The sequence below is a fragment of the Caulobacter sp. 73W genome (genome assembly GCF_041021955.1).
Taxonomy (GTDB): Bacteria; Pseudomonadota; Alphaproteobacteria; order Caulobacterales; family Caulobacteraceae; genus Caulobacter.
Genome location: NZ_CP158375.1, coordinates 1,839,884 through 1,852,671, shown reverse-complemented (window position 1 = coordinate 1,852,671; position 12,788 = coordinate 1,839,884). Strand labels below are relative to the sequence as shown.

Below are 12,788 nucleotides of genomic sequence, written 5' to 3'. Positions count from 1 at the left end.
CCCTAAAGGTTTGACGCGAGGCTCTAGCGCGCGGTCGGAGCGAAGGGATTGACCGGGTGTCCAAAGATTTGCCCCTGCGTCCATGAGGCGGTCATCGGGTGCTGACAGGCCCTGCGGCGGCGGTTAGACGACAATGTCGCGTTGAGTGAGACGAGCCCTTGTCGACCATCCCGCTGCTTCGGTTCTCGACCGCCGATTTCGACGAGCGCGAGCGTCTGGAGGCCTGGCGCTCGGCCATCGCCCCAATGTTCGATATCGCCGCCACCCCCGACGATCCCAAGCGTTTCGCCGGCGAGGCCCTGAGCGCGCACCTGGGCCCTGTGATCGTCGGCGGCACGCGGGTGGACGCCCTCGCATACGAGCGCACCCCGGTGAAAATCCGCGCCGACCAGCTCGACTACTACGTGGTCCGCTTCGACTTCATCCGCGGGGCTGATGGGCGGCCTGTGGGTCGCACGCCGATCATGATCATGGACATGGGGCAGGCGCTGGTGCGGCCGCCTGCAGCCATGGATTGCGTCTGCCTGTTCGTGGCGCGCGACGCCATGGACGCGGTGATGAACAACGCCGACGCCCTTCACGGGCGCATGGTGGACGGGGCGCTGGGGCGGCTGCTGGGCGACTACATGATCTCCTTGGCCGACGCCGCCGACCAGATGACGACGGAAGAGGCTCCGCGGGCGGCGGCGGCCACCCAGCAGCTTTTGGCCGCCTGCCTTGCGCCCAGCGCCGAGAACAACGAACGCGCGGCCGCTCCCCTGCACGCCACGCTTCGTCGTCAAGCCAGGCGGCTGATCGAAGCCGAGCTGCTCGATCCGGATCTGTCGGCCGATACGCTCTGCGCTCGTCTTCGCATCTCACGCTCCACCCTCTACGCCCTCTTCAACGAGGATGGAGGCGTGGCCCGCTACATCCAGGCGCGCCGCTTGGCCGCGGTGCATCAGGCGCTCGCCGATCCCGCCGAGCGCCGGCGCATCGCCGATGTCGCCGACGCCTTCGGCTTCGCCAACGAGGCCCACTTCAGCCGCGCCTTTCGCCGCCAGTTCGGCTACGCGCCAAGCGAGATCCGCGGGTCGGGTCTTCTGCTTCCATCAAGGCCGCCGCCTGACGACGCCCAGGTCGCCGAAGAGGATGCCCGCACCCGCATGGCCGCCTTCCATCGGTGGCTTTCCGACTTTCGATAGAGCCCGATGATCTGGGCCTTGCCATTGGCGGCGTTCGGCCCTCCCCTGTCGCCTCAACCTGGGGAAGGTCATCATGAAGCTCCGCGCCGCGCTCGCCAGTCTGTTTCTGATCCTGGCGCCGTCCGCCCAAGCCGCTGCGCCGTCAGCGCAGACCCTATCGGCCATCGACAAGATGTTCGCCGACTGGCGTCTGTCCGCGCACGCGCCTGGCCTGGTCTACGGCGTGGTCGCCGACGGCAAGCTGGTCCATGTGAAGGGGCTGGGGCAGCAGGACATCGACAGCAAGGCGCCGGTGACCGCCGACAGCCTCTTTCGCATCGCCTCGATGTCCAAGGCCTTCACCGCCCTGGCCATCTTGAAGCTGCGCGACGAGGGCAAGCTGTCGCTGGAAGCGCCCGCGGAGCTCTATGTTCCCGAGCTCAAATCCTGGCGCTATCCGACGACCGACAGCCCAAAGATCACGGTGCGCAATCTGCTGACCCACACCGCCGGCTTCGTCGAGGACAATCCCTGGGGCGACCGCCAGCAGGTGATGAGCGAGCCGGAGTTCACCCAGTACCTGTCGGGCGGCGTGCCGTTCTCGCGCGCGCCGGGTCTGGCCATGGAATATTCCAACCTCGGCTACGCAACTCTCGGCCGCATCATCACCAATGTCTCCGGTCGGCCCTACCAGGACTACATCCGCGAGACGATCATGCGGCCGCTGGGGATGAAGACCGCGGGCTACGACATCTTCGCCTCGCGCGCCGATCTGCGGGCGATCGGCTATCGCTGGCAGGACAACGCCTGGGTGCGCGAGCCCGACATGACGGACGGGACCTTCGGGGCCATGGGCGGGGTGGAGACCAGCGCCGCCGACTACGCCCGTTGGGTTTCGTTCCTGCTGTCGGCCTGGCCGGCGCGCGACGGCGCCGAACAGGGGCCGGTGCGCCGCTCCACCGTCCGCGAGATCGTCACAGGAGACAACTTCGTGTCGGGACGGATGCGTCCGCCCGCGGTCGGCGGCGCGCCCTGCCGGCAGGCCGCCGCTTACGCCATGGGGTGGAGCGTGATCGACGATTGCGATCTTGGGCAGATCGTCACCCACAGCGGCGGCTACCCCGGCTACGGCTCAATCGTCATGCTGCTGCCGGCCAAGGGCGTGGGCGTCTTCGCCTTCGCCAGTCGCACCTATGCCGGACCGGCCCTGCCGGCCTACCGCGCACTGGTGGCGATGAACGCAGCTGGCGAGCTGCACTCAGTGACGGACGTGCCGGTCAGCGCTGGGCTCAGTGAAGCCTACGCAGCCGCGCGCGAGGTGTGGAAGGCTGGCGATATCGCCAGGGCCCCCTTGGCCAACAACCTGCTTCTCGACAAGGACGCGGCGCGGTGGAAGCGCCAGATCGCTGACCTGAAAGCCGAGGTCGGCGCCTGTTCAGCCAGGGAGCCGGTGCAACCGCTGTCGGCCATGGAGGGCCGCTTCATCTGGACGTGCGAACACGGTCGGGTGTCAGGCCGCGTGCAGCGCGCCCCGACGCAGAAGGTGGAGCTGCAGGCGCTGGAGTTCTCGTCGGCTCAGCCCTAGCTGCTGTGGATCAGTGCTGCGTGCCGGCCTCTGGTCGGCGCGCGGCCAGATCGTGTGTCCAGTCCGACACTGACGGTCCTGATCCCAGGCGTGGACTGCGCGCCGAGGTGGTCCTTGGCTTGCGTTGGCGCGGAAGCCAGAAGAACAGCCAGCGCAAAGCCCAGAGGCTTTTGCCAGTCCGCTTTGGGCTGGACGCCAATGAGGCTTGAGCCTGCATTGCGATGCTCTCGATTGTTGTGCGTGAAGCTGGGGGCGTCCGCGAGCCGACGCGAAGCGCGGACTGGGGTCGAAACACCCCGCGCCGTATCGAAAACGCCCCCGCCAGAACGGTCGTTCAACTGCGGCGGGAATGCAAAGACAGGGTTACTCAGTTTGGGTCGTCTGGCGCAAATCGCCACGAGAATGGCCGTCGCCCAATATCGTGGAGCCGACCACGGCGCTGACGACTAGGTCTGCGCCAATCGCCGGACGACCTGCAAGACCACCTGCTGGTCATCGGCTGAAAGCTGAGGCAGCAGCCGGGCGAGCTCGGAATAAGGCGTGGCGATCGCCTCGGCCTCGTTCAACAGCGACGCCACCGAAGTGTTCAACGCCAGCGCGACGTCTCGTAGCTTGGAAGCGCCGAGCCGGTTCACCCCGCGCTCGTATTTTTGGATCTGCTGGAAACTCACGCCCAAGAGCCGACCAAGTTCCGGTTGGGCGATCTGCAGTTCGCGTCGACGAAGTCGGATGCGCTCGCCCACCGCCCGGTCGAAGGCGTTGGCGCGACCCTTGATGCCGATTGCTGAGTTGTCCATGGCCCCTCCACTTTCGGAAGAGTAGAACGACGTTCGCGCAGCGTCATTATCATGCGTTAATCGTCGCCGCCGCTGATCCGAAGTTCCTACCCGTCGGGGACGAGCGCCTCCAGCACCCGGTCCAGCAGAGCGGCCATCTGCGGCTCGTCCCAGGCGCCGATGAGCACCACGCGCTGATCTTTTGTTTCGACATCGGCGTGTAGACGTCGAATGGCCTTTGCCGCGCCCTTGGGCGGCTTGCCTCTAAACTCAAGCAGAACGCCCTTTGGTCCAACGCTCAGCCGCTGGACCCCCGCGCGCGCCGCCTGAGTTCTCAAGCGCGCTGTCAGGAGCAAGCGTTGCGCCTCGGGGGGCGTTGGTCCCAGACGGTCGACAAGTTCCTCTTCGAAGGCGTCTATGTCGGCGATCTCGCCAAGGCGCGCCAACCGAGCATAGAGGTTGAGGCGGACGACCGGGTCTGGGCAGTAGGACTTGGGGATCAGGCTTGGCCCATCCAGGCGGATCTGCGGCGACCACTCGTCCTCAATCACCTCGCCGCGCGCTTGACGCACGGCCCGTTCCATCAGCTTTTGGTATAGGGCGGAGCCGATCAGCTTCATGTGGCCGGCCTGGTCGTCGCCGACCAGATCGCCGCCGCCCCTTAGGTCGAGGTCACGGGCGCTGATCGCGATCCCCGAACCCAGACGATCGAAAGCCTCCAGCGTTGACAGCCTCGAGCGAGCCGCATCCGAGATCGGCTCGCGGTCGTCTGTAAGCAGATAGGCGACCCCTTGCGTTCGACCTCGCCCCACCCGGCCGCGCAGCTGATGCAGTTGCGACAGGCCAAACCGGTCGGGACGCCAGATCACCATTGTGTTGGCCCGCGGGACGTCCAACCCGCTTTCGATGATGTTGGTCGCCAAAAGAACATCTCCGTCGCCGTCTGCGAAGGCGAGCATCTCATCGTCAACGGCCTCTGCGGCCATGCCGCCATGCGCCACACGCACCGACAGGTCCGGGGCGTGGCGATCGAGCAAGGTCCTCAGGGGATCGAGATCCTCGATGCGGGGCGCCACGATGAAGCTTTGGCCGCCCCGACGACGCTCCCGGTAGAGCGCGGTGCGAAGATTGGCGATGTCGAAGGGCGCCAGGAAGGTGCGCACCGGGCGGCGCCTGGCGGGCGGGGTGGCGATGAGGCTGACAGCTTGAAGTCCGACGATCGCCGCTTGCATCGTCCTGGGAATGGGCGTGGCGGTCAGGGTCAAGATGTGCCCCCCGCCAGCCAGGGCGCGGAGCTGCTCCTTCAAAGCGGCGCCAAACTTCTGTTCTTCGTCGATGATGACCAGACCAAGAGCGTCAAAGCGGACATCGGCCCCGCCCAGGGCATGGGTGCCGATGACGACGCTGATCTCGCCGCTGGCCAATCCTTCGCGTACGGCCTTGGCCTGACCTGGCGACACCAGCCTCGACAGCTGTGCGACGCCCACGCCGAAATCTGCGAACCTGCGCTTGAAGACCTCGAAATGCTGGCGCGCCAGCACCGTTGTCGGGGCTGCAAGCATCACCTGTCGGCCGCTCAAGGCGACAGCCGCGGCCGCGCGAAGGGCCACCTCTGTCTTGCCGTAGCCGACATCGGCGCAGATCAGGCGGTCCATGGGTCGCCCCGAGCGCAGATCGACTAGCACGTCATCAATCGCCCGCGCCTGGTCTTCGGTGACGGGATAGGGGAAACGGCTCGCGAAGCGATCGAACGCCGCCCTGGGGGGCTCGATCGCATCGCAGGTGCGGCCGGCCTTCTCCTTGGCCAGGGCCACCAGGGAGGCGGCGGCCTCGTCGATCTGTGCGCTCGCCTCGGCGCGTCGCTTAGGCCATGCGTCGCCTTTAAGCCGATCAAGGGCGACAGCCGAAGCCTCGGCGCCGTAGCGCCAGATGCGTCCGATTTCCTCGATCGGCGCCAACAGACTGTCGCCGCCCTTGTACTCCAGCTGCACCGTGTCGCGCGGCGCGCCATCGACATCGATCGTTCTCACATCGCGCAGCACACCCAAGCCATGGTCCTCATGCAGGACCACATCTCCCAGCTGCAGTTCCTGCTCAAGCTCCAGGGCGCTTGCCGAACCGCCTTGGCGCGCGGCGAGCCGTCCACCAAAGACGTCGCTTGCGCAGATCAGCACAAGGCCGGCTTGCGCGTCGATGAAACCGGCGTCGGCGTCGACATTCAGGCTCATAAGCTCGCCCGGCGCCGCAGCAAGGGCCTGGGCCCAATCGGCGATGGGGCGGGCGATCAGACCCGGCCCTCGCTGCAGCGCGCGGGCCATGAGCTTCACCTCGTGTTCAAGGCCGCCAATAACCACCCGTCGCCCAGCCTCTCGCGCTTGGACAACGAAGGCGCCCAGCGCTTTGCTCGCATTGCGCCGTCCGCCAAGCGGCGGCAACGGCTCCAGCCGGGCGGCCACAGCCTGCGGGCCTGTCCAATGCTCAAACCCCGCTTCGAGCTCATCTTGGCCAAGATACAGACCTTCGGGCGGCGATGCCGTCTGCGACGTCGCAAGTGCGCGACGCGCCTCGAACGCCTCAGAGACATGTCGGTCGGCTTCCTCAAGCCTTTGTCGCGCTTTCGGATCGAGACTGTATTGGGCTTTGGGTATGAGATCGAAGAGCGTCTGCAGGGCGCCATAGTGCTGGGCCAGGCCATGCTCTCGGCCCGCGGGGCGAGGCTCGCCGGCGTCGGCTTCTTTCGTTTCTTGCGGGCTCTGCGACGGTTCTATCCATTCGCTCGCGGGACCCACGCGAAGGTCGGCGAGCGTGTCGATCGTGCGCTGTGATAGCGGATCGTAGGGACTGATCTCCTCGATGACGTCGCCCTCGCCCAGGCGCAACCGCACCGGCAATGCGGCGTCCGCCGGGAAGATATCGACGACTGAGCCAAGGATCGCCACCTCGCCTGGCTCATCGATCCGATCGTCCGTCACATAGCCGACGCGGCGGCAATACTGGGTGAGCTGCGCACGGTCGATCGCCTGTCCGACGCGGAGCAACACGAAGGCGTCTTCAAGGGCGCTGTTGGGCGCCAGCCGTTGAATGAGCGCTTCAGGCGAGACGATGACGACACGGTCCTTGGCGGTGGTCGTCGCCAAGATCTCCAATACCGCCATGCGCCGGCCCATGATGTCGCGCGATGGCGAAGCGCGATCGTAAGGCAGGCAGTCCCACGGCGGCAGGACCAGGACCTGCGCTTGGGGCGTAAAGCCGCGCAAAGCTCTTGCGATCTCCTCGGCCCGCCGCTCGCTGGACGCCACATGGACTTGGGTTGCGGTCTTGCGCGATCGCGCCGACAGTTCAGCCGCGATCGCCGAGCATGGCGGCTGGGCGGATGCGGGCGTCTTGACCTCGGGCGGCGCCGCCCCAGGCGTGAGAATTTCACCGGCGACAGCCGGCTCGGACTTTCTGGCCTGGGGCATGAAGGGCCTCCCTCACCCAGCAAACCCTGGAGGTCGAACCTCAGTTGCAGAGCGATCGCTCGCTGGAGGTTTCTTTTTTAGGCGCGTGGCGACGTCGCCGCCGCGCGGAAGCCTCAGTGCTTTTGTGCAATGGCGTCGCTTGCATGCGCGCCTGCGCTCACCGAAAGGAAAGATGGGGAATGGGGAGAATAGCGTGAGCAACAGTTCCGATCTTGAGCCGCTCGATAGCGAGGAAGCTGCGCGACGCCTGGTGGAAGCGTTCCCGGCCGAGGCTCTGGAGGATGTGTATCACCGCGCGCTCGACGCTTCGGAAATCTGCCTGGCGTTGGGACGCAGCGCATACGCCCAGCTGATGCGCGACGCCGCAGACCGCATTCGCCGCCTCTCGCTGCACTGACCTTCACATTTTACGGGCCAGATTGACCGGCCGGCTTGATGAACGCCACCTCCGGTCCCAAGGGCGCGCCCTCTGCTTTGAGGATGTGCAGACGAACGCCGCTTCGTTGTCATCCGAGCAAGGCCTTGGCCGATTGGCGTTGCTGCTCTTGCGGCGCGGTGTCCCTAGGGCGAAGCTTGGTCATACGATCCAAGGATGGCTCTATGGCTCAATTGACCCGCCAGCAGCTCTTGCGTGCCATGACCGCCCTTGGGGCCGGGGCGGCGGCTCATGGCCGTGCGCTGGCGAGTCAGGCCTCCGCGGCGGCGCGCACCCTTATCAAAGGCGCCGACGTAATCACCATGGACCCAGCCCAAGGTGAGCTGTCTACCGTCGACGTGCTGATCGACCATGGCAAGATCGCCGCTATCGGCAGGGGTTTGTCGGCTGCAGGCGCCCACGTTGTCGACGCGTCGGGGATGATTTTGATGCCCGGCATGGCCGACGGTCACCGTCACATCTGGCAATGCGTGGAAGCAGGGCGCGTGGTGAAGACCAACCATCGCGACTTCTCAGCCAACTACCAGATCTGGAAGATGAAATGGATGCCCTGCGCTACGGCGGAGGACCATGAGTTCATCGCCTATTACGGCGGGCTGCAGGCCATCGACAGCGGAGTGACCGCCCTCATCGACCACGCCCATGGCCAGCACACGGCCGACCGCACCATGGCTGCGGCGCGGGGGCTGAAGTCTTCCGGCGTGAGCGGCTGGTACGCCCACCAGGTCAGCCACACGATCGACTACGGCCCCGGGGATACCCTGCCCCTGGCGCACGCCAGCAAGCAGGCCGGCGCCTTCACCGACGCCTCTCACTGGGACGCCATGCGTCGTCTGCGCGCCGAGGTGTTCAACGGCTCATCGGATCTGCTGCAGCTGGGCATGGCGCTCAGCGTCGGCTCGCAGGGCCAGCCCATCGAGCGGGTCAAGGCCGAGGAGTTCATCCCCAGCCGCCGCTTGGGCGTCGGCCTGATCACCTTCCACGCCAACCGCATACCGCCCTATCCGGCGGGGCGGTTCGGGCATCGGGGGCTCGGCATCCGCGACCTGCATGAGGCAGGGCTTCTGGCCGATGACGTCCACTGCTCGCACGGGGTGGGGCTGTCGGACGACGAGCTTGGCCTGATGCGGCAGAGCGGCGCCATGCTGTGCGCCACCTGCATGGCCGAGACCTTCCCCAGAAACGCCCAGGCCCGGCGCGATCCGGCCATGGCCAGGGGACGCAAGGCGGGGGTGCGCACCGGCATCGGCATCGATGCGCCCCTGGCCATGACCAGCGACTACTTCGAGCACATCCGCGCATCCTACTATCTGATGTCGCAGCACGAGGAGAGCGCGGCCATCGTCGCCGACTACACCTCCACAGACCTGCTCGATGTGGCGACGCGGGCCGGCTACGACGCCATCAACCTGGGCGGCGTCGCAGGCCAGGTGAAGGTGGGGCAAAGGGCGGACCTGGTCCTGCTTTCAACCGACCGGCCGGGCTTCCCGACGGCGGGCGGCCTGGCCGACCGGGTCGTCAACTACGCCGCGCGATCAGACATCGACAGCGTCTGGGTGGCGGGCCGTCTGCGCAAGAGCGGCGGGCGGATGATCGGCGTCGACTGGAAGGCCATGAACGCCAGGCTGCGGACGATCCAGGAGCGCATCCACCAGCAGGCCCGGACCATCACCTTCGTCTAGCGACTATGCTAGCGTTGGTAGCTGATCTGGCGCTTTTGCATCAGGTCCGCCTTGCTGATGTCCTCGACAAAGCATTTGGGGGCGAACACAGCGCCTCGGCTATAGGCGCTCTTGGCCCCGCATCGTCCGCCATTGGGTGCGATGCTGTAGGGGCAAGGGCAGGGCGCCGGATAGGCGGCGATCCCGTCGGCGATGATCTGCTTGCGAAGCGCCGTGTCGCTCAAGGCCACGGGCGATTGCGCGACGGCGGGCGCCGCCATGAGGCCAAGCGCCAATACGACGCCAAGCGTGAGCTTCTTGGATGACCGCATTTCTCTCCCCCCGGAGCAGCGATTGTCTTTGTTATGTCATCAAGGAGCTCATGGTTAAGTTCTGTTGTAAAGCGGCTTCGATGTCCGCCCCCTTCGTCACCTCAGCTCGCTGATGCGGTCGTAGAGCGGCCGGGGGATGCGTACGCCTTGCGCCAGCGACCGGGCCCGGGCGGCGTAGCGCCTCTCCGACGGCAGGCGGGCGCCCTGTTCGCCAAAGGCGTTCAGCAGGGCTTCGGCGCTGTCGACGCTGGACTGCGCGGCGTCGCCGGCCAGCAGCTTGGGATCGAAGGCGATGATCAGTTCGCCGTGGCAGGGGGCGGCCTTGGCCTCGTCGTCGAATTCCAGCGACTGCGTGCTGGTCATGTCGCCGATCAGCGGGCCGGCGAGCAGTTCGATCATGGTCGAGAGGGCCGATCCCTTGTGGCCGCCGAAGGTCAGCATGGCGCCGTCGAGGGCTTCACGCGCGCTGGTGGTCGGCCGACCTTCGGAGTCGAGGCCCCAGCCTTCCGGGATGGGCTTGCCCGCCATGTCGTGCAGGGAAAGATCGCCCCGCGCCACAGCGCTGGTGGCGAAGTCGAAGACGTAAGGATGCGCGCCGGGGCGCGGCCAGCCAAACGCGATAGGGTTGGTGCCGAGCAGGCCGCTCTTGCCGCCCGCCGGGGCGACCCAGCCGTGGCTTGGGGTCACGGCGATGGCGGCGAGGCCATGATCGGTGAGCCGTTCGATCTCCGGCCACAGGGCCGAGAAGTGGAAGCAGTTGTTGATCGCCAGAATGGCCACGCCCATGGCCTTGGCCTTCTCGACCAGCTGGGGGATCGCCGCCACGAAGGCGGGAATCGAGTAGCCGAAGTCGGCGTCCGCGCGCAGGAAAGCCGGCGTGACGCTGGTGATCGTCGGCTTGGCCTGCTTGTTGAAACGCGGCGAGTTGATGGTCAGCACGCAGCCGGGCAGGCGATAGACCCCGTGCGAGGCGCAGGCGTCGCGCTCCCCGGCGGTGATCGTGCGGGCGATGCAGTCGGCCGTTTCAGGCGACAGGCCCGCCTTCTCCAGGACCTCGGCGCAGACCGCCTGGACCTCGTCGACAGAGAGCACCACCACATCGTCGTCTGAAAACACGCCACAAACTCCAGATAATCGTATACGATATTGAAGCGGGTGGCGGCGTTTAAATCAAGCCGCGATGGTTGCGGCCTGGCATCAGGCGCGGGAGCCGTCGCTCTGCTCACAATCCCTGTCGGCCAGAGAGGCTGGGGAACTTCATCAACGGCGAAGCCATTCTCGGCGGCGCCGCCGACAGCCTTTCGTGAACGATGACCGTGTCTAGCGCGCGCCTAAAGAGTAATGTCATTCGCGGGCGGGTCGCCGCAATCGCTTTGGAGGCCAAATGCCGAAGCAAGACGCTCGGGAAGTGCTTATTGCGGTAGAGCCTCGATTTGAATCCGCCGCGCTGGCACACGCTTGGTGCTCGAAACAGGCGCTCCCGGGCTTTTCGGGTCAAACGGCGGCGCAACTGGCTCGTAACGGACGGGTCGATGAGGTCCTAGACTACGTCAACGCCGTGGATGCCGGAGTTCACGCTTGAGCGTGACGCCTGACGCCGTTGATCGTCCGCCGCTCACATCCAAGGGTGTGGAGGGCGATCTGTCGAGCGAGCCTGATCGGCGGGCAGGCCCCCCGCGCGAGGCGAATTGGCATAAGGTCTTTGAGGCGCCGGGCGTTGAGCTTGGTGACCGCATTCAACCAGAGCCGCAAGCGCGATAAGTTTGCGCCGAGCGCTTAGTCTCGCGGAGGCGGGACCTTGTCTCGGCCGCCGCTTTTGGGGGTCTGACCGCAGCGGGCGAACGCCTCGCCGATCCGTGCCAAGTTTCTTGCGTGCTCTGGGCTTGGCATAGAACTGCGACGCCTTTTTTGAGGACCCCATAGACCTCTTCCGGGGCCGCGGGCTGGACAACGTCTCGAGCCTGATATCAAAACGGAGCCGTCGGTTCGACCGGCCAAGCGTCAAGCGACTGGACTATCGCACCCTCGCCCCGAGCGCTAAGCGTCCATCTCAATTTGCCTTCACCCCTGAAGAAGCGACTCGTGAGCGTCCGGGTCCCGTCAGCGGCGAACACCTCGACTATCGAGCGATCCACCACAAGCCGAAGCGTTATGGGATCGTCGCTGCTTGGGACCGTTGCGAGGTTGCGATCAGCAAAGCTGTCGTGGAAATGCGGCCCTGCACGCGTTCGATCAACCCAAACCTCGCGAGTCTGCGGGGTATAGCCAACTACTAGGGCGTAGCCCTGCTCGTCGGTCAGGCTGACCGCTACCTCAGAGCTCTTGCCGGGGTCGAAGGTAAGGATCATGTCCACACTGTCGCCCAAGCGTATCTCTCGCGGACGGTCGGACAGTGCGACATTGCGAAGTCGGGTGGGTTTGCCGCGGCGGCGCTCCAACTCGCCAACCGGTGCTTGAGCCAGGCGCCAGTCGGCGCCTTCACGGCGCAGCGTGACGGTTCTCGGCAAGGTCATCAGCCCCCGTGCAGGATAGGTGGGCATGGCCCGCGAGTAGCGAAGATCGGTGGCCCAGGCGATCCAGATGCGGCGCCCATCAGGGACGTCGCTCCACGACTGGCTGGCATAGAAATCCGCCCCTAAGTCCTGCCAGTGAGGCGCGTCGTTCCACCCCGGCTCCAGGGTGAACTTGCGGCCGTCAAAGGCGCCGACGAAATACTGGCCGCCGGATCCGCCATCCTGGGCGCCGCTGCCCTGGCTGACCGCCAGCACCCATCTGCGCTCACCAGGCTTGCCGTTCTCCACTGGCAGCTCAAAGAGATCGGGGCATTCCCAGTTGTGGCTCTTGGCGGATGGGGTCGGGCCAAAATCGCTTTCGTGTTTCCAGGTTTTCAGGTCGGGCGATGAATAGAAGGCCACCTTCTTCTCCACGGCCTTCGTCACCGCCATCACCCAGCGCATCGTGCCTTCGTGCCAGAAGACCTTGGGGTCGCGAAAATCGGTCGAGCCGATATCGATCACCTTGCCATGTCGGGTGAACGTACGGCCGCGATCGTTGCTGTAAGCCACGAATTGAGACTGGTTGCCGGTCTTCGGATCGTGGCCCGTATAGATCGCCACCATCGCCGGCGCCCCGTCGCGTCCGAAGCCCGAGGTGTTCTTCCAGTCGATCACGGCGCTGCCTGAGAAGGCCATGACTTCGGTCTCAGGAATGGCGATAGGCAGGTGACGCCAGCTGATCAGGTCGGCGCTGACGGCGTGTCCCCAGCTCATATGCCCCCAGCGGTCGCCATGGGGATTGTACTGGTAAAACAGATGATACTCGCCGTCGTAGAAGACCAGGCCGTTGGGGTCGTTCATCCAATTGCGCTCCGGCGC

9 protein-coding genes are annotated in these 12,788 nt (G+C 65.9%); 4 read left to right on the top strand and 5 right to left on the bottom strand.

Annotation, left to right across the window (positions count from 1 at the left end):
* Positions 1-158 precede the first annotated feature (158 nt).
* Positions 159-1,184, top strand: a complete 1,026-nt coding sequence (locus ABOZ73_RS08675) for a helix-turn-helix domain-containing protein (RefSeq protein ID WP_369062347.1) — start codon at positions 159-161, stop codon at positions 1,182-1,184.
* A 73-nt stretch (positions 1,185-1,257) separates the two neighbouring features.
* Positions 1,258-2,748, top strand: coding sequence for a serine hydrolase domain-containing protein (locus ABOZ73_RS08670; RefSeq protein WP_369062346.1), 1,491 nt, complete (start codon positions 1,258-1,260; stop codon positions 2,746-2,748).
* Positions 2,749-3,194: 446 nt separating this feature from the next.
* Here ABOZ73_RS08670 and ABOZ73_RS08665 read toward each other — a convergent pair whose 3' ends face one another.
* Both ABOZ73_RS08665 and ABOZ73_RS08660 read right to left on the bottom strand, forming a co-directional pair.
* Positions 3,195-3,545 carry a helix-turn-helix domain-containing protein gene (locus ABOZ73_RS08665; protein ID WP_369062345.1) on the bottom strand — a complete coding sequence of 117 codons (351 nt, stop codon included), beginning with the start codon at positions 3,543-3,545 and terminating at the stop codon, positions 3,195-3,197.
* 86 nt (positions 3,546-3,631) lie between these two features.
* The gene (locus ABOZ73_RS08660; RefSeq protein WP_369062344.1) at positions 3,632-6,985 is read right to left on the bottom strand and encodes a DEAD/DEAH box helicase; all 3,354 of its coding nucleotides are present in this window, start codon (positions 6,983-6,985) and stop codon (positions 3,632-3,634) included.
* Positions 6,986-7,178: 193 nt separating this feature from the next.
* Between ABOZ73_RS08660 and ABOZ73_RS08655 the strand changes: the two genes are divergently transcribed.
* Together ABOZ73_RS08655 and ABOZ73_RS08650 are read left to right on the top strand one after the other, a co-directional pair.
* A complete protein-coding gene (locus ABOZ73_RS08655; protein WP_369062343.1) occupies positions 7,179-7,382 on the top strand; it encodes a hypothetical protein in 204 nt (67 codons plus the stop codon).
* A gap of 203 nt (positions 7,383-7,585) precedes the next feature.
* Positions 7,586-9,103 carry an amidohydrolase family protein gene (locus tag ABOZ73_RS08650; protein WP_369062342.1) on the top strand — a complete coding sequence of 506 codons (1,518 nt, stop codon included), beginning with the start codon at positions 7,586-7,588 and terminating at the stop codon, positions 9,101-9,103.
* An 8-nt stretch (positions 9,104-9,111) separates the two neighbouring features.
* Here the strand turns inward: ABOZ73_RS08650 and ABOZ73_RS08645 are convergent, their stop codons facing one another.
* From ABOZ73_RS08645 to ABOZ73_RS08635, 3 genes are all read right to left on the bottom strand, one after another.
* The gene (locus tag ABOZ73_RS08645; protein WP_369062341.1) at positions 9,112-9,414 is read right to left on the bottom strand and encodes a hypothetical protein; all 303 of its coding nucleotides are present in this window, start codon (positions 9,412-9,414) and stop codon (positions 9,112-9,114) included.
* Positions 9,415-9,510: 96 nt separating this feature from the next.
* A complete protein-coding gene (locus ABOZ73_RS08640) occupies positions 9,511-10,530 on the bottom strand; it encodes an Ldh family oxidoreductase (protein ID WP_369062340.1) in 1,020 nt (339 codons plus the stop codon).
* Positions 10,531-11,381: 851 nt separating this feature from the next.
* Complete coding sequence (locus ABOZ73_RS08635) at positions 11,382-12,770, bottom strand: glycoside hydrolase family 32 protein (RefSeq protein WP_369062339.1); 1,389 nt, start codon at positions 12,768-12,770, stop codon at positions 11,382-11,384.
* Positions 12,771-12,788 lie beyond the last annotated feature (18 nt).